The 17,174-nt window shown below is 69.9% G+C and carries 16 protein-coding genes; 8 read left to right on the top strand and 8 right to left on the bottom strand.

All coding sequences use genetic code 11. From position 1 onward, the window contains the following. Positions 1 to 28 precede the first annotated feature (28 nt). From GGR71_RS14960 to radC, 4 genes are all read right to left on the bottom strand, one after another. On the bottom strand, positions 29 to 784 hold the full coding sequence (locus GGR71_RS14960) for an SDR family NAD(P)-dependent oxidoreductase (protein WP_017917008.1): 756 nt from the start codon (positions 782 to 784) through the stop codon (positions 29 to 31). 382 nt (positions 785 to 1,166) lie between these two features. Then, entirely contained in the window at positions 1,167 to 2,009 is an 843-nt protein-coding gene (locus GGR71_RS14955; RefSeq protein WP_160962622.1) for an SPOR domain-containing protein, read from the bottom strand. Between the two features lie 15 nt (positions 2,010 to 2,024). Beyond that, positions 2,025 to 3,713: an arginine--tRNA ligase gene (argS, locus tag GGR71_RS14950; RefSeq protein ID WP_160962624.1), complete on the bottom strand. Its 1,689-nt coding sequence runs from the start codon at positions 3,711 to 3,713 to the stop codon at positions 2,025 to 2,027. Positions 3,714 to 3,918: 205 nt separating this feature from the next. Then, positions 3,919 to 4,593, bottom strand: a complete 675-nt coding sequence (gene radC / locus GGR71_RS14945) for a RadC family protein (RefSeq protein WP_048491563.1) — start codon at positions 4,591 to 4,593, stop codon at positions 3,919 to 3,921. Between the two features lie 96 nt (positions 4,594 to 4,689). Here radC and coaBC point away from each other — a divergent pair, with 96 nt between their 5' ends. From coaBC to GGR71_RS14930, 3 genes are read left to right on the top strand one after another with little or no spacing between them, the layout of a single operon-like run. Then, on the top strand, positions 4,690 to 5,967 hold the full coding sequence (gene coaBC / locus GGR71_RS14940; protein WP_184452082.1) for a bifunctional phosphopantothenoylcysteine decarboxylase/phosphopantothenate--cysteine ligase CoaBC: 1,278 nt from the start codon (positions 4,690 to 4,692) through the stop codon (positions 5,965 to 5,967). Beyond that, a complete protein-coding gene (gene dut, locus GGR71_RS14935) occupies positions 5,964 to 6,434 on the top strand; it encodes a dUTP diphosphatase (protein ID WP_048491565.1) in 471 nt (156 codons plus the stop codon). Before coaBC ends, dut begins: the two co-directional genes overlap by 4 nt. 15 nt (positions 6,435 to 6,449) lie before the next feature. Continuing rightward, the gene (locus GGR71_RS14930) at positions 6,450 to 8,789 is read left to right on the top strand and encodes a phosphomannomutase/phosphoglucomutase (RefSeq protein ID WP_160962626.1); all 2,340 of its coding nucleotides are present in this window, start codon (positions 6,450 to 6,452) and stop codon (positions 8,787 to 8,789) included. A gap of 49 nt (positions 8,790 to 8,838) precedes the next feature. Here GGR71_RS14930 and GGR71_RS14925 read toward each other — a convergent pair whose 3' ends face one another. Continuing rightward, on the bottom strand, positions 8,839 to 9,510 hold the full coding sequence (locus GGR71_RS14925) for a hypothetical protein (RefSeq protein WP_184452080.1): 672 nt from the start codon (positions 9,508 to 9,510) through the stop codon (positions 8,839 to 8,841). A gap of 18 nt (positions 9,511 to 9,528) precedes the next feature. Further along, positions 9,529 to 10,188, bottom strand: a complete 660-nt coding sequence (pyrE, locus tag GGR71_RS14920; protein ID WP_160962628.1) for an orotate phosphoribosyltransferase — start codon at positions 10,186 to 10,188, stop codon at positions 9,529 to 9,531. A 127-nt stretch (positions 10,189 to 10,315) separates the two neighbouring features. On the opposite strand from pyrE, the gene GGR71_RS14915 reads away from it, so the two are divergent. The 3 genes from GGR71_RS14915 to GGR71_RS14905 all read left to right on the top strand — a co-directional run bounded on the left by GGR71_RS14915 (position 10,316) and on the right by GGR71_RS14905 (position 12,725). Further along, positions 10,316 to 11,116: an exodeoxyribonuclease III gene (locus GGR71_RS14915; RefSeq protein WP_160962630.1), complete on the top strand. Its 801-nt coding sequence runs from the start codon at positions 10,316 to 10,318 to the stop codon at positions 11,114 to 11,116. Further along, positions 11,113 to 12,432: an AmpG family muropeptide MFS transporter gene (locus GGR71_RS14910; RefSeq protein WP_160962632.1), complete on the top strand. Its 1,320-nt coding sequence runs from the start codon at positions 11,113 to 11,115 to the stop codon at positions 12,430 to 12,432. Before GGR71_RS14915 ends, GGR71_RS14910 begins: the two co-directional genes overlap by 4 nt. A 65-nt stretch (positions 12,433 to 12,497) precedes the next feature. Further along, positions 12,498 to 12,725, top strand: a complete 228-nt coding sequence (locus tag GGR71_RS14905) for a hypothetical protein (RefSeq protein ID WP_026143529.1) — start codon at positions 12,498 to 12,500, stop codon at positions 12,723 to 12,725. Between the two features lie 15 nt (positions 12,726 to 12,740). Here GGR71_RS14905 and GGR71_RS14900 read toward each other — a convergent pair whose 3' ends face one another. Together GGR71_RS14900 and GGR71_RS14895 are read right to left on the bottom strand one after the other, a co-directional pair. Beyond that, positions 12,741 to 13,871 (bottom strand): anhydro-N-acetylmuramic acid kinase, encoded by a 1,131-nt coding sequence (locus GGR71_RS14900; protein ID WP_160962634.1) that lies wholly within the window; start codon positions 13,869 to 13,871, stop codon positions 12,741 to 12,743. 84 nt (positions 13,872 to 13,955) lie between these two features. Then, positions 13,956 to 15,410, bottom strand: a complete 1,455-nt coding sequence (locus GGR71_RS14895) for a peptidoglycan DD-metalloendopeptidase family protein (RefSeq protein WP_160962636.1) — start codon at positions 15,408 to 15,410, stop codon at positions 13,956 to 13,958. A gap of 168 nt (positions 15,411 to 15,578) precedes the next feature. On the opposite strand from GGR71_RS14895, the gene tyrS reads away from it, so the two are divergent. Continuing rightward, a complete protein-coding gene (tyrS, locus tag GGR71_RS14890) occupies positions 15,579 to 16,790 on the top strand; it encodes a tyrosine--tRNA ligase (RefSeq protein WP_160962638.1) in 1,212 nt (403 codons plus the stop codon). A 163-nt stretch (positions 16,791 to 16,953) separates the two neighbouring features. After that, on the top strand, positions 16,954 to 17,174 hold a 221-nt coding region (locus GGR71_RS20915), incomplete at its 3' end, for a hypothetical protein (RefSeq protein ID WP_221237702.1).

Here is a 17,174-nt window from a genome sequence, read left to right as displayed (position 1 = left end):
GGGCCGCGCGTGGCGGCCCCGCGGCCCGTCAGGCCGGTTGCCGCGCGACCTGGAAGCCGGCGAAGGACTGCGTCACCGGCATGATTTCCAGCCGATTGATGTTCAGATGCGGCGGCAGCGTCGCCACCCAGAAGATCTGTTCGGCGATGTCCTCGGCGGTCATCGGCTGCGCGCCCTGGTAGAGCGTATCCGAGGCCTTCTGGTCGCCATGGGTGCGGACCAGGGTGAACTCGGTCTCGGCCATGCCTGGTTCGATCGCGGTGACGCGCACGCCGGTGCCATGCAGATCCGAGCGCAGGCCCAGCGAGAACTGGCTGACGAAGGCCTTGGTGCCGCCGTAGGTGTTGCCGCCCGGGTAGGGATACAGCGCGGCGACCGAACTGATGTTGATGATCGCGCCGCGACGCTGGATCAGCGTCGGCAGCAGGCGATGGGTCAGCGTCACCAGCGCGGTGATGTTGGTGTCGATCATCGTGCGCCAGTCGTCCAGTTGCGCGGCCTGCGCCGGCGCGGTGCCCTGGGCCAGGCCGGCGTTGTTCACCAGCAGGTCGATGCCGCGGAACGCCTCGGGCAGCGCCGCCAGCATCGCGTCCAGCGCGTCGGTGTCGCGGATGTCGAAGGCGGCGATGTGCACGCGCTCGGCGCCGAAGGCGTCCAGCAGCGGCTGCAGGCGCTCGGCGCGGCGGCCGGTGGCGATCACGCGCCAGCCGGCATCGACGAAGCGGCGCACGGCGGCAGCGCCGAAACCGGAGGTGGCGCCGGTGATCAGAGCAGTCTGGGTCATTGGGGGGCCGGGAATGGGGAGTGGGGAATCGGGAATGGTAAAAGCAAAGCGCGGTCGCGCGCGTCGACAGCGCCGTATGCCTTCGAAGCAAGTCAGCGTAGATGCTTGATTGCGGGCCAGCGCCCGCGCGACAGCGCACACATCCAACGCGCCGTGATGCGCCTACCTGTCGCATGGAACGGAGCGGCGCTCGCCTCTCCAGTTTCCCTGCCTTGCTACGCCCTGCTCGCGGTCGCCGGCAGGCCGCTGTCATCGAGCCGCCGCTTCAGATCAGGGCCTGGGTGGCTCACGTCGGCGGCGGCGACGCATCACACACGCACACGCAAGAACGACACGGAGGCCGCTTCACCCATTCCCGAATCCCGATTCCCGAATCCCGGCTCTACTGCGCCTTGATCGCGATCGCCGACAGCCCGCTGCCGTTCAACTTCTGCTTGGCCTCGGCCAGCTCGCTGGCGGTGCCATAGGGGCCCATGCGCACACGGTAGACGGTCTTGCCGCTGATCTGCGCCGATTCCACGCGTGCCGTCAGGCCCAGCATCGCCAGCTTGGCCTTGGTCGACTCGGCGTCGCCGGAGGCGCCGAACGAGCCGGCCTGCAGGATGTAGCGCGCGGTGTCGGGCGCTGCGGTCGCGGCGGCAGCCGCCGGTGTGGTGGTCGCGGCCGGCGTTGCCGTGGCGGTTGCCGGCTTGGCGGCGGCGGGGGCAGTGCTGGCCGCCACGCTCGGTGTTTCCGGCAGCGGTGTCGGATTGGCCGCGGTCGCCGTCGGCGCGGCAGTGGCCGCTGCCGGGGTGGTCCCGGTCGCGGTGGCCGTCGCACCTGCGGCAGCCTGCGCCTTGGCCTGGCGAACCGCCTCGGCGCGCGCGCTGGCAGCCAGTTCGGCGTCGGACATCTGCACTTCCTTGCCGGGCAGCAGGGTGTAGAAGTCGTACTGGGTCTGCGCGTCCTTCTTCGCCTCCGGCTTGGTGCTGCCGGCCGCGTTGGCGGCGGGCTTGGGCAGATCCGGGGCCGCGTCGACGTCGGCATCGGCCACCGGTGCCGGTTGCGCATCCGGATTGGCGCGCGGGCCGCCCACGCGCAGGAAGTCGCCATCCTTCTTGAACAGGCCCGGCGCGCCGAGGAATACCACCGCGGCGATCGCCGCGCCGGCGATCAGCCACACCCATCCGGGCGTGCCGTTGCCGGTGTTGCGCCGGGCCTGGGTCTTACCGCGTCGTGCTGCCATTTACCGCTTCTCCACTCACATTTTTTCCGGGGCCGAGACGCCCAGGAGATTCAGACCGTTCGCCAGGACCTGCTGCGCCGCCACCGCCAGGGTCAGCTTGGCGTTGCGTTCGCCGGCGTCGTCCACCAGCACCGGGGTGCCGTGGTACCAGGTGTGGAAGGCCGTGGCCAGTTCGCGCAGGTATTGCGCGATCAGATGAGGCTCCAATGCATGCCCCGCATTCTCCACCACTTCCGGGTAGCGCGAGAGTTCCTGCATCAGCTCCAGCGAGGTCGCGTCGTTCAGCCGGTTCAGCTGCGCCTGGCCGTCGGCCTGGTCGTAGTCCAGCTTCTTCTCCTGCGCCTGACGCAGCAGGCTGCACACGCGGGCATGCGCATACTGCACGTAGAACACCGGGTTGTCGTTGCTCTGCTGACGTGCCAGGTCGATGTCGAAGGTGAGCTGCGAATCGGGCTTGCGCGCGATCAGGAACCAGCGCGTGGCGTCGCGGCCGGCTTCCTCGATCAGGTCGCGCAGGGTCAGGTAGCTGCCGGCGCGCTTGGACAGCTTCACTTCCTCGCCGCCGCGCATCACCGTGACCATCTGGTGCAGCACGTACTCCGGCCAGCCCTTGGGGATGCCCAGGTCCATCGCCTGCAGGCCGGCGCGCACGCGCGCCAGCGAGCCGTGGTGGTCGGCGCCCAGCTCGGTGATGGCGCGCACGTAGCCGCGCTGCCACTTGCTCAGGTGATAGGCCACGTCCGGCACGAAATAGGTGTAGCTGCCGTCGGACTTGCGCATCACGCGGTCCTTGTCGTCGCCGAAATCGGTGGATTTCAGCCACAGCGCACCGCCGTCCTCGTAGGTGTGGCCGGAGGCGATCAGCTTCTGCACCGCCTCCTCGACCTTGCCGTCGCGGTACAGCGAGCTTTCCAGGAAGTAGATGTCGAAATCCACGCCGAACGCGGCCAGGTCGTGGTTCTGCTCGTTGCGCAGATAGGCCACGGCGAAGCGGCGGATCGCGTCCAGGTCCTGCGGGTCCTTGGCGCCGCTGACCACGTGGCCCTCCAGGTCGACCGCGGCGCCGGCCATGTAGGCGTCGGCCACGTCCTGGATGTAGTCGCCGCGGTAGCCTTCCTCCGGCCAGTCGGGGCTGTCCGGGGTCTTGCCCTGGGCGCGCGCCTGCACCGAGCGGGCCAGGTTCTCGATCTGGTTGCCGCCGTCGTTGTAGTAAAACTCGCGCTTGGCGTTCCAGCCGTTGGCCTCGAGCAGGCGCGCCAGGCAGTCGCCGATGGCCGCGGCGCGGCCGTGGCCGACGTGCAGCGGCCCGGTCGGGTTGGCCGAGACGTATTCCACGCCCACGGTGCGGCCGTTGCCGACCAGGCTGCGGCCGTAGTCCTCGCCCTGCTTGAGCACGGCCAGCACCTCGCGCTGGTAGGCGCCCGGGCCGAGGTGGAAATTGATGAAGCCGGGGCCGGCGATCTCGACCTTGCTCACGTCGTCGTTGGCCGGCAGCGCGTCCACCAGCTGCTGGGCGAGGGCGCGCGGATTGGTGCGCGCGGCCTTGGCCAGCAGCATCGCCGCGTTGGTGGCGAAGTCGCCGTGCTCGCGGGTCTTGGGCCGCTCGACCACGAAGTCCGGCGGCAGGGTGTCGGCCGGCAGGGTGCCATTGGCGCGCAAGGCTTCGATGCCTTGACCGATCAGGGCGCGGAGTTGGGATTTCACGAGATCTCTGCTTGAAGCGCGGAACCGGCGATTTTACCCGACCCGCCGCCTCCCGGCCCGTCCCGGGTTCAGCCCGACCTCAGCCGTGACGCGGCGACCGCCGTGCGAGCGCGCCCCGGATCCGCTGCCCGCCTGGGTGGATCATGGCCGGCCTCGCCGGGATCCGCACCACACCGGCATGGCGCGGCCAGTCACCCGCCTCGATTCAGGCCCAGCCGCGCGAGGCCATCGAGACCGGCACGCCGTCGCCGACGATGAAGTGGTCCAGCAGGCGCACGTCGATCAGGTCCAGCGCCTGTTTCAGCCGCTCGGTGACCGCGCGGTCGGCAGGCGAGGGCTCCGGGTTTCCGGACGGGTGGTTGTGGCCGATGATCACCGCGGCGGCATTGAGCGTGAGCGCCCGCCGGACCACCTCGCGCGGATGCACCTCGGCACCGTCCACGGTGCCCTGGAACAGTTCCTCGAAGGCCAGCCAGCGGTGCCGGGTATCCAGGAACAGCGCGGCGAACACCTCGTATGGACGCGACCGCAGGCGTTGCGCGAAGTAGCGGCCGGCGGCGACCGGGTTGCTGAGGGTGTCGCCGCGCTGCAGTTCCGCGGCCAGGTGGCGCTGGCCCAGTTCCAGCGCCGCCGACAGCTGGCAGGCGCGTGCCGGCCCCAACCCGGGCAGGCGCACCAGGTCGCCAGGTGTTCGGTCCAGCAGCGTGCGCAATGGCCCGTGCCGCTGCAGCAGGTCGCGCGAGGTGCGCACCGCGTCGCTGCCGGGCAGGCCGGAGCCGAGAAAGATCGCCAGCAGTTCGGCGTCGGAAAGGGCCCGGGGACCGCGTGCGAGCAGCTTTTCCCGGGGACGTTCTTCGCAGGGCCAGTCGGAGATGTGCATATCGCCAGGGTGCCGGCCGACATGGCGCAACGGTATCAGGCCGCCAAAAACCATCGGGTAAGCTAATCGTCCTTGTATGGGTAGGACATTCCCGACGTGACCCCGATTTTCGAGAGGCCCCTGCAGGGGCGACGTGTGCTGTTGTGCGTCGGCGGGGGAATCGCCGCCTACAAGGCGCTGGAATTGGTGCGGCGCCTGCGTGACGCCGGCGCCGAGGTGCAGGTGGCGATGACCGCCGGCGCGCAGCAGTTCGTCACCCCGCTGAGCTTCCAGGCGCTGTCCGGTCATCTCACCCGCACTACGCTATGGGACAGCGGGGCCGAGCAGGCGATGGGCCACCTGGAACTGGCCCGCTGGGCCGAGTACGTGGTGGTGGCGCCGGCCACTGCCGACCTGCTGGCGCGCCTGGCGCACGGACTGGCCGACGACCTGGTGGGCACGCTGTGCCTGGCCAGCACCGCACCGCTGACCGTGTGCCCGGCGATGAATCACCGCATGTGGCTGCACCCGGCCACCCAGGCCAACATCGCCACCCTGCGCGCGCGCGGCGCACAGGTGGTCGGCCCGAACGACGGCCCGCTGGCCGAAGGCGAGTCCGGCCCCGGTCGCCTGGCCGAACCGGAGCAGATCGTCGCCGCGCTCGCTGGGCGTGCGGACCAGGGCGCCGCGTCGGCCACGCCGGCCGCGGCCGCCGTCCCGGCGCGCTCCGGCGCTGGCACCGGCACTGCCGCCCTGCGCGGCCTGCGCCTGCTGATCAGCGCCGGCCCCACCTACGAAGACCTGGATCCGGTGCGCTACCTGGGCAACCGCAGCAGCGGCAAGATGGGCTACGCGCTGGCCGCCGCCGCCGCACGCCTGGGCGCCGAGGTGGTGCTGGTCAGCGGTCCGGTGCATTTGTCTACGCCCGACGGCGTGCAGCGCATCGACGTGCGCTCGGCCGCGCAGATGCGCGAGGCGGTACTCGGCGCGTTGCCGGCGGATATCTACATCGGCACCGCCGCGGTCGCCGATTACACGCCAAAACAGGTGGCCGCGCAGAAGATCAAGAAGAGCGGGGAGACCCTGACCCTGGAGCTGACCCGGACCCCGGACATCCTGTCCGAGGTCGCCGCGCAGACCCAGGCGCTGAAGCTGGTGGTCGGCTTCGCCGCCGAGACCCACGACATCGAGCGCTACGCCCGTGGCAAACTCGCCGACAAGCACCTGGACCTGATCGTGGCCAACCGGGTGGGGGTGGCCGGCAACGGCTTCGAGAGCGACCAGAACGCGGCCACCGCCTATTGGCAGGATGGCGAACGCGACTTCCCGGCGGTCTCCAAGACGCAGCTGGCCGAACAACTGCTGGACCTGATCGCGCAGAGGCTGCACGCATGAGCACTCCCACGCCCCATCCGCTGCAGGTGAAGTTGCTGGATCCGCGCTTCGGCGACAGCTGGCCGCTGCCCGACTACGCCACCGAAGCCAGCGCCGGGCTCGACCTGCGCGCGGCCACCGAGGCGCCGCTGACCCTGGCGCCCGGCGACACCGCGCTGATCCCCAGCGGCCTGTCCATCTACATCGCCGATCCGCAGCTGTGCGCGGTGGTGCTGCCGCGCTCGGGCCTGGGCCACCGCCACGGCATCGTGCTCGGCAACGGCACCGGCCTGATCGACGCCGACTACCAGGGGCCGCTGCTGATCAGCGTCTGGAACCGCGGCCGCGAGGACTTCACCATCGCCCCCGGCGATCGCATCGCGCAACTGGTGGTGATGCCGATCGTGCGCGTCGCCCTGCAGGTGGTGGATACTTTCGCCGACAGCGCCAGGGGAACGGGTGGATTCGGCCATACCGGAGTGCGCTGACAGGGGATCGTCTGCATGAGCGAGGCAACACAAGTGCGGCCGGTGCCGCAGGGTTTGCGCAAGGTGGCGCCTCTGCTGACGGTGCTGCTGGTGCTGTTGGTGGTCTGGTTCGGCTGGAGCGGGGTCGAGCAATGGCGCGCCGAGCAGGCCGCCGCCACGCTGGAGCAGGCGCGCGATGCCGCGGTGACGCAGACCCAGCAGGCGCTGGCGGGCGTGGGCAAACGCCTGTCCGAACGCCTGCAGCAGCCGGCCGTGCAAGCGGCGCTGAGCCGCGGCGACGCCGCGACCGCCGCCCAGGCCCTGCGTACGGACTGGGCGCAGGCCGAGGACGCACAGGTGTTGCCAGCCGATCTGGAGCCGGGCTACGCCGATGCGGCGCACTTCGGCTACGGCCGCCTGGCGCTGCTGGAGAAGGCGCTGATGACCGGCAAGCTCGCCAGTGCGGTGATCCGCGATGGCGGCGGCCCGCGCCTGGGCCTGGCTGCGCCGGTGCCGCTGGGCGGCAGCGCCGGGGTGGTCTACCTGCGCCTGCCGCTGACGCTGCTGACCGATCCTGTCGCGCAGGCGTCGGTGCCGGGCACCGGCTACCTGGCCCTGCGCCAGGGCAGCTACGACGTGATCGCCGCCGGCGACACTGCGCTGCACGACCGCGCCGACGCGATGTCGCGCCCGGTCGGCGACAGCGGCCTGCGCATGGTCGCCTCGCTGCCGGATACCGAAGCCGGTCCGCTGGGCCTGGGCGCACTGCCCTGCCTGCTGGTCGCCGGCCTGTGCGCGGTGCTGGGCGGGCTGCTGTTGCTGGCCGCGCGCGGGCGCCTGCCGCAACCGCGGGTGCGCCGTGCGGGCGCGGCCGCCGCCGAGGAAGACACCTTGCAGCAGAGCCTGCAACGCCAGGAGCCGCCCCCGCCGCCACCGCCGTCCGCCGCCGAGGAGGCCGCGCCGGCCAAGCCGGTGCCGGCATTCACGGTGGCACCGGAGATCTTCCGCGCCTACGACATCCGCGGCGTGGTCGGCCGCGACCTCAGCCCGCAGGTTGCGGCGCTGATCGGCCAGGCGATCGGCGCGGTGATGCAGGAGCAGGGGCTCAACGAGGTGGTGGTCGGCCGCGATGGCCGCCTGTCCGGGCCGGAATTGTCGGCGGCGCTGATCGAAGGCCTGCGCCGCGCAGGCTGCCATGTCACCGACATCGGCCTGGCGCCGACCCCGGTGGTCTACTTCGCCGCGTACCACCTGCGCGCTGGCAGCTGTGTGGCGGTGACCGGCAGCCACAACCCGGCCGACTACAATGGCTTCAAGATCGTGGTCGGCGGCGAGACCCTGTCCGGCGCCGCCATCGCCGACCTGCATGCGCGGATCAGCGCCGGCCGCCTGCCAACCGCCGACGAACCGGGCCGGCTGCAGCAGCGCGACGTCGGCGACGACTACATCCAGCGCATCGCCGACGACGTGCAGCTGGACCGCCCGCTCAAGGTCGTGGCCGATGCCGGCAACGGCGTCGGCGGCGAGTTGGCGCCGCGGCTGCTGGAGGCGATCGGCGCCGAGGTCGTGCCGCTGTATTGCGACGTCGACGGCACCTTCCCCAACCACCATCCCGACCCCAGCGAGCCGCGCAACCTGGAGGACCTGGTGCAGACCGTGCGGCGCTTCGACGCCGACCTGGGCGTGGCCTTCGACGGCGACGCCGACCGCCTCGGCGTGGTCACCAAGGACGGCACGGTGATCTACCCGGACCGCCTGCTGATGCTGTTCGCCGCCGATGTGCTGCAACGCAATCCCGGCGCGCTGGTGATCTACGACGTCAAGTGCACCGGCAAGCTATCCGACTACGTGCTGCGCAACGGCGGCAGCCCGCTGGTGTGGAAGACCGGGCATTCGCTGATCAAGGCGAAGATGCGCGAGACCGACGCCGAGCTGGCCGGCGAGATGAGCGGCCACTTCTTCTTCAAAGAGCGCTGGTACGGGTTCGACGACGGCCTGTACGCGGCGGCGCGGTTGCTGGAAATCCTCGCCCAGCGCGAGGAATCGCCGTCGGAAGTGCTGGCCGAACTGCCCGACAGCGTGGCCACGCCGGAGATCAAGCTGCCGGTGGACGGGCAGGACGCCCACGCGCTGGTCGCCGACCTGGTCGCCCAGGCGCAGCAGGACGGCTCGCCGTTCGCCGGCGCGCGACTGCTGACCATCGACGGCCTGCGTGCCGATTTCCCGGACGGCTGGGGGCTGGTGCGCGCCTCCAACACCACCCCGGTGCTGGTGCTGCGCTTCGAGGCCGACAACGCGGCGGCGCTGGAGCGGATCAAGGCGCTGTTCCGCGCCCAACTGCAGGCGGTGCTGCCGGGCCTGGCGCCAAGCTTCTGAGGAAGCGCCGCGCGCCCGGCCTGGTGCGGGCGCCGGGCCGCGCGGCGGCTCAGCCGCCGGCGGTGGTCGCGGCCGGCGCCGGGCCGTTGCCTCTGGCGGCGCGATAGCGCTGCAGCACGTCCTCGATTTCCTGATCCAGGCCGAGCCGTTGCTGCTCGAAGTTCTTCTGCATGCGCAGTTGCCACAGCAAGGCGCGGTGCCGCTGCTGCACGTCGTCGGCGGTCTTGGCCGGCACGCTCTGCCCGGTCAGCTCGCGCGCGCCGGCGCTGGACAGCAGGCCGACCAAGCCCTGGCGCAGGCTGTCGACGTTGTAGCGGGCGGTGTTGATGTTGTTGTCGACGATGCCGATGCGCTCGGCGAACACCCGGCGCAGTTCGTCCTCGGTCTGGTACGACAGCAGCATCGCCTGGTCGGTGCGCTTGCGTGTCTCCAGCGCGGCCTGGTCGGCGCGCTGCTGCGCGGCATCGGCGGCAGCCGCCACGCGCTCCTCGGCGTTCAGCGCACGCCCGACGGCGGCGCTGCGCATGCCGCTGGTGGCGTTGAACTCGTCGCGTGCCTGGTTGACCGCTTCCGGCGGCAGCGCATCGCTACAGGTGCGTTGGCCGCCCTGGTTCCAGCAATAGAGCTTCTTGGACGGTGCCGACGCCTGTTGCGCGGCGGCAGGCAAGGCCAGCAACGCCAGCACGGCCGGCAGGACGCGATTGCGTGGTCGGATCGGCATCGTGGCAGCCCCCTGCTGTCAGCCAGACGAAGCGCAACCGTAGCGGGCCCGGTAGGCCAGCAACGGTTCGCGGAAGCCGACAAGGTCTGCGTTTCCGTCGATGAATGCAAGCAGGTCGCCCAGATGCGCGACCGAGACCACAGGAACGCCGGCCTCGGCGGCCACCGCCTGCGCCGCCGAGCGGCGATCGTCCTCGGCGGCGATCTCCTGGCGGTCCAGCGCGACCAGGATCGCGGCCGGCTCGCCGCCGGCGGCGCGGATGATGCCCAACGCCTCGCGGATCGCGGTGCCGGCGGTGATCACGTCGTCCACGATCAGCACCCGGCGGCCGGCCAGCGGCGCGCCGATCAGGCTGCCGCCTTCGCCGTGCGCCTTGGCTTCCTTGCGGTTGAACGCCAGCGGCAGGTCGCGCCCGCGCCGTGCGTACTCGCAGGCCACCGCCGTCGCCAACGGGATGCCCTTGTAGGCGGGGCCGAACAGCAGGTCGAAGTCGAGCCCGGCGGCGTCGGCCGCATCGGCGTAGCACGCCGCCAGCCGCGCCATGCTGGCGCCGGAGTCGAAGCGCCCGGCATTGAAGAAGTAGGGGCTGAGGCGCCCGGACTTCAGCGTGAACTCGCCGAAGCGCAGCGCCTCCACGTCCAGGGCCAGTTGCAGGAATCGTTGCCGGTAGTCGGTCATTGGGGGGCCGGGATTCGGGATTGGGGATTGGGGATTCGTAAAAGCGTACCCCATGCGCGGACGCTGCATGGGCGTGACCGGCTATGCTTTCACAAATCCCGTCATCCCCAATCCCGGCTCCTCACCCATGCGCATCATCAGCTTCAACGCCAACGGCCTGCGGTCGGCCGCCACCAAGGGCTTTTTCGAGTGGTTCGCCACCCAGCAGGCGGATGTGCTGTGCGTGCAGGAGACCAAGGCGCAGGAGCATCAGCTGGCCGGGCCGGCATTCCTGCCGGACGGCTACCGGGTCTGGTTCCGCGACGCCAGCACCAAGAAGGGCTACAGCGGCGTGGCCATCTACAGCAAGCGCGAGCCGGACGAGGTGCGCACCGGGCTGGGCTGGCCCGAGTTCGACGAGGAAGGCCGCTACATCGAGGCGCGCTTCGGCAACCTGAGCGTGGTCTCCTTCTACATTCCCTCCGGGTCCTCCGGCGAGCTGCGCCAGGGCTACAAGTTCCAGGTCATGGACTGGCTGCGGCCGATCCTGGTGGAGTGGCTGCGCAGCGGCCGCGACTACGTGCTGTGCGGCGACTGGAACATCGTGCGCTCGGCGCTGGACATCAAGAACTGGAAGTCCAACCAGAAGAACTCCGGCTGCCTGCCGGCCGAGCGCGACTGGCTCAACGGCCTGTGCGCCGACCGTGTCGACGACGCTGACCCGGCCAGCGGCCGCGGCTGGGTCGACGCCTACCGCGCGCTGCATCCGGAGGGTCAGGACTACACCTGGTGGAGCAACCGCGGCGCGGCGCGCGCCAACGACGTCGGTTGGCGCATCGACTACCAGTTCGTCACCCCGACGCTGCGCGAGCGCATGCAGGGCTGTTCGATCTATACCGCGCAGCGCTTCTCCGACCATGCGCCGTTCACGGTGGACTACCGCGAATGAGCGGCGGTGCTGCCGCGGCGCCGGTGTCCTACAAGGGCTGGGCCGGGATCAAGCGCGCCTTCGCCACGCCATCGGCGGCGACGATGGCGCTGCTGGGCTTCGGCAGCGGCCTGCCGTTCCTGCTGATCGCCTCGCAGACCCTGTCCACGCGCCTGCGCGACGTCGGCCTGGACCTGGGCAGCATCGGCCTGATCAGCCTGGCCAGCTTCTTCTACCTGCTCAAGTTCCTGTGGGCGCCGCTGCTGGACCGCTACCGCTTCCCGCTGTTCGGGCTCCTCGGCCGGCGCCGTTCCTGGCTGCTGGTCTCGCAACTGGGCGTGGCCGTCGGGCTGGTGGCGCTGGCGTTCACCCGCCCGGAACTGAGCGTGGGCGCATTGGTGCTGTGGGTGCTGATCGCTTCCTTCGCCGGCGCCACCCAGGACTCGGTGGTGGACGCCTACCGCATCGAGATCGCGCCGCCCTCGGCGCAGGCTGCGCTCGCCGCGACCTACACCTTCGGCTATCGCATCGGCCTGATCCTGTCCGGCGCGGGTGCGCTGTACCTGGCGCAGTTCGGCAACTGGAGGTTGGCCTATCTGGTCATGGCCGGGCTGATGCTGCTGCCGATCGTCACCACCCTGGTGTGCCGCGAGCCGGAGGTGCCGGCGTCGACGGTGGTGCGCAGGATCGACGTGGTCGGCGCGTTCTGGCAGCCGATCTCCAGTTTCTTTTCCAGCAACGGCCTGGCGCTGGGATTGGCACTGCTGCTGTTCGTGGGGCTGTTCAAGTTCCCCGACCAGGTGATCGGGGTCATGTCCGGCCCGTTCTACCTGGACTCGGGCTTCGACAAGGCCGACATCGCTACCGTCTCCAAGCTGTTCGGGGTCTGGATGGGGATTGCCGGCGCCTTCGCCGGCGGCCTGGCGGTAGCCGCGTTCGGCTTCCGGCGCATGTTGCTGGTCGCCGCGCTGGGCGTGGCGCTGTCCAACCTGGCGTTCCTGCTGATGGCGCACAATCCTGGCCAGCTCTGGTCGTTCTACGCCGCGCTCAGCGCCGACAACCTGTTCCAGGGCTTCGCCGGCACCGTGTTGGTCGCTTTCATGTCCTCGCTGACCGACCGCAACTTCACTGCCACCCAGTACGCGCTGCTGGTGTCGCTGGCCAACCTGCCGGGCAAGTTCGTCGGCGGCGTTTCCGGCTACATCGTCGAAGCCACCTCCTACAGCACCTTCTTCGTGCTCAGCGCCTTCACCGTGATCCCGACCCTGCTGCTGCTGGCCTGGCTGTGGCCGCGGATTCGCGAGCAGACCCCACAGGCGGTCGCGTCCAGCGATTGAAAGGGCGTCCTCAGGCAGGGATGATGGGCAGCGGCGCACGTGTGCGCCGCCGTCCGGGAGTCCGCATGAGCGACCTTGTGTTGCGCGATATCGACCCGTTCCTGCTCGAACGCATCCGCCGCATCGCCGTCGCGCGCGGCTGGACCCAGCGCCAGGCGGTGCTGGCGCTGATCGAGCAGGGCCTGTTCTCCAGCGAACACGACGTCCGCAGCGGGTTCGAGCATCGCGAGGTGGATGCGCTGTCGGAGGCGATCGCGGCCTTGCGCGCGCTGCCGGCCGGCAGCGGTTTCTGACCGTCTACGCGTCGCTCAGGCGGGGTGGATCGCACCGAGGATGCGCGGCCCGCGCGCGCCGGTGACCGACGGCAGGTTGCCCGGCAGCCCGGCCAGGGTCTGCCGTGCCAGCCAGGCGAAGCCCATTGCTTCGATGTAGTCCGGGTCCAGGCCCTGCGCCTGGGTCGATAGCACCTGCACGCCCGGCAGCCGCGCCTGCAGCCGCGCCAGCAACAGCGGGTTGTGCACGCCGCCACCGCACACCAGCAACTGCCGCGTCGCCGGCTGCTGCGCGAGCAGCGCGTCGGCAACGGTCGCTGCGGTGAGTTCCAGCAGCGTCGCCTGCACCGCGGCCGGCGCAGGCGCCGGCGTGTCCAGGCAGGCCTCCAGCCAGCGCAGGTGGAATTGCTCGCGCCCAGTGCTCTTGGGCGGCGGCAGCGCGAACCACGGGTCGGCCAGCAGCCGCTGCAGCAGGCCGGCGTCCACCTCACCGCTGGCGGCAAACGCGCCGCCGGCATCGTAGGGCTGGCCGCGATGGCGCTGGCACCAGGCATCGAGCAGCGCGTTGGCCGGTCCGGTGTCGAAGCCGCGCACCGCGCCGTGCGCCGGCAGCAGGGTCAGGTTGCCGATGCCGCCGAGATTGAGCACGGCCCGGTCTTCGTGCGCCGCCCCCAGCATCGCCGCATGGAAGGCCGGCATCAGCGGCGCGCCGTGGCCACCGGCGGCGACGTCGCGGCGACGGAAATCGCAGACCGTGGCGATGCCGGTGAGCTCGGCGATGCGGTTGCCGTCGCCGAGCTGCCAGGTGAAGGCGGGGTCGGCCAGCGGGCGGTGGCGCACGGTCTGCCCGTGCGAGCCGATCGCGCGCACCGCGCCCGGCGCCACGCCGGCGTCGTCGAGCAGGCGCAAGGCCGCTTCGGCGAAGGCGATCGCGACCTCGGCATCCAGTTGCCCCAGCGCATCCAGGGAGGCGATGTCGCCGCCTTCGCCCAGCGCGATCAGCGCCGCGCGCTGCTGCGGTGCCCAGGCATAGGTGCGGCCAAGCTGCAGCTGCGGGCGTCCGTCGTGGCTGAAGCGCACCAGTGCGGCATCGATGCCGTCGGCGCTGGTGCCGGACATCAGGCCCAGGAACAGGGCGTCGTCGGGAACGGCGGAAGGGGAAGACATGCTAGGCACCAGGCGGCGGTCGGCGGCGCAGCGTGTGCCAGGCGCCGCCGCCCGTCAATGCGCGGCGGAGCCGGACGCCAGCGCTCAGCCGGCGTCGTGCGAGGTGGCGGCCTTGGACGAGGCGACGACCTTCTTCTTCTTCGCCCCCGGCGCGTCGGCATCGGCGTAGATCAGCTTCTCCACACGCTGGATGCGCGCCAGCGCCGGCGACGTCTGCGCGCGGAACGCGGCCAGCTCGGCGCCGGCCAGCGGCGTCGGCGGCGGCATCGTCACCGAGGCCGGATTGCGCTGCACCCCGTCCACGCGGAATTCGTAGTGCAGGTGCGGACCGGTGGCCATGCCGGTCATGCCGACGTAGCCGATCACCGTGCCCTGGTTGATGCGCTGGCCGGCCTTGATGCCGCCGAAGCGCGACATGTGTCCGTACAGCGTGCTGTAGCCCTTGCCGTGATCCAGGATCACCACGTTGCCGTAGCCGCGCTGGGTGCCGACGAACTGCACGCGCGCATCGCCGGCGGCCATGATCGGGGTACCGGTCGGCGCCGCGTAATCGATGCCCTTGTGCATGCGCATCGTGCCCAGCACCGGATGCTTGCGCGCGCCGAAGGTGGAACTGATGCGGCTATAGGACACCGGCATGCGGATGAAGCTCTTCTTCAGCGGCCGCCCGGTCACGTCGAAGTACTCGGCCGGCTTGCCGCCGCGCTCGAAGCGGAAGCCGCTGTAGGTCTTGCCGCGGGTGGTGAAGGTCGCCGCCAGGATCTTGCTGGTGTCGATGCGCTCGCCTTCGCGCCAGGTCTCGTCCATGACCACGCTGAAGCGGTCGCCCGGCTGCAGGTCCTTGTCGAAGTCGATGTCGTACTTGAAGATCTCGTCGGTCATCGTGGCGATCGCCGACGGCGACAGCCCGGCCTTGCGCGCGGCCACATACAGCGAACTGGTGATCTCGCCGCTGGTGACCACGGTGCGCGTGCTGGTCTCGCGCTCGATCACCTTTTCCTTGATGTCGTCGTCGAGCAGCGACAGTTCCACCCGGTGGGTGGCATCGCGGTCGAAGCGCAGGGCGCGCAGGCTGCCCCCGTCGGCCAGGTTGAAGCCGATCTCCGCGCCCGGGCGCAGCTTGGTCAGCGCGTCGTGGGTGCCCGGATGGTCGAGTACCCGCTGCATCACCGTGGCCGGAAGGCCGAGTTGCTCGAACACCGAACCCAGGGTCTGTCCGGATTCGATCCGCACCACCTGCCAGTTGTCGGTGTTCGCGGCCAGCTGTTGCTGGGCAAGCGAGATCGGCGGCAACGGCAGTGCCAGCGTCGCCTGCGTGGTCTGCAGCGGCACGTCGATGGCGTTGGAGAAGCCCGGGACGATGGTGGCGACCATCGCGCCGATGGTGGCGAACAGGCTGGCGTGGATCCAGTGGCGGCGCGTCCAGCGGCCGGCGGGAAGATGTTCCTTCAACTTGCGATGCAGCGCAGTGTCGTGGAGAACGTGAAGGCGTTGCTGGAACCGCTGCCGGCGCGCGCGTTCCTGATCACTGTTGGGCATCAAGGCTTCCTCACGAGCCCGAAGCGCGAGCTCAAAACTCGGCTACCATAAACATCGTTCCACAGCGCGTCAAACCATTGAGCCGGCTCGGATTTTCACCTGGCTGCACGGTTAACTCGCTCTTAACGCCATTCACGTTTGTTGACGCCATTCGCCGGAGTTCCTGTTTTGTCCACGATCGAAGAGTCCCTTGCCCTGATCGGCCGCGGTGCCGACGAAATCCTCAAGCGTGAAGAACTGGAGGCCCGCCTGCGCAGCGGCCGCCCGCTTCGGGTCAAGGCCGGCTTCGATCCCACGGCGCCGGACCTGCACATCGGCCACACCGTGCTGTTGAACAAGATGCGCCAGTTCCAGGACCTGGGGCACCAGGTGATCTTCCTAATCGGCGACTTCACCGGGATGATCGGCGATCCCACCGGCAAGAACGTCACCCGCAAGCCGCTGACCCGCGAGGACGTGCTGGCCAATGCGCGCACCTACGAGGAGCAGGTGTTCAAGGTGCTGGACCGCACGCGCACCGAGGTGCGCTTCAACTCCGAATGGTTCGGGCAGATGAGCGCGGCCGACATGATCCGCCTGGCCGGCCAGCACACCGTGGCGCGCATGCTCGAGCGCGACGACTTCGCCAAGCGCTACGCCGCGCAGCAGTCCATCGCCATCCACGAGTTCCTGTACCCGCTGGTGCAGGGCTACGACTCGGTGGCGCTGAAGGCCGACGTCGAGCTGGGCGGTACCGACCAGAAGTTCAACCTGTTGATGGGCCGCGGCCTGCAGGAGCATTACGGGCAGCCGGCGCAGATCGTGCTGACGATGCCGTTGCTGGAGGGCCTGGACGGGGTCAACAAGATGTCCAAGTCGCTGGGCAACTACATCGGCATCAGCGAGCCGGCGATCGACATCGTCACCAAGACCATGAAGATCGGCGATGACCTGATGTGGCGCTGGATCGAGCTGCTGTCCTTCGAGATCGGCGTGAACGAGGCGCAGGCGCTGCAGCAGCAGGTGCAGGCCGGCAGCCTGCATCCGCGCGAGGTGAAGCTGCGCCTGGCGCGCGAACTCACCACCCGCTTCCATGATGCCGCTGCCGCCGAGCAGGCCATTGTCGGCTGGCATGCGGTGGTGACCGGGCAGGGCGACACCACTGCCTTGCCGCTGCAGCAGGTCGCGGTGCCGGCGGAGGGGCTACGCATCGCCGCCTTGCTGACCGCGGCAGGCCTGACGGCGAGCAATTCCGAGGCCACCCGCAAGTTGAAGGAGCGGGCGGTGAGGGTGGCTGGCGAAGTGGTGGAGGATCCGCAGCAGAGCTTTGCCCCCGGCTTCGAGGGCGTCCTGCAGGTCGGCAAGCGCACCTTCGCCCGGGTACAGCTCGTAGCCGCATGAGATTGCCTGCCCGGTTCTGGAGACGGAGCCGGGCCAAGGGCACTGCGGCACCAGCGGCCCGCTCTCTCTATATATAGATTCCGTGGGCCACGCTGGCCGCTACCGACTGAATACGCGCTTGTAGGGGCAGGCAACGGCGTGACAGCGCCTCCGCGACGAAAGAGTGAAAAAAGTTTTCACACCCTCTTCCCAATTGGGCGATTGGGGGCCATACTTTCCCTCCCCTGACGCAACGCCTTCACGGCAAGCAGCAGGGCGTCAAAAACCTCTTCAAAAAGGTGTTGACGAAGTGAAAAAGTCGGCTAATATGGCCGGCTCGCTTCGAGGAAAAGCCTACGGGTTTGGACGAAGAAGCGGCGTCAACCACCTGATCAAAAAGGTGTT

This window comes from Xanthomonas sp. F1 (genome assembly GCF_014199855.1).
Note: the sequence above shows the minus strand (reverse complement) of the source record. Positions and strands in the feature narration are given on the sequence as shown.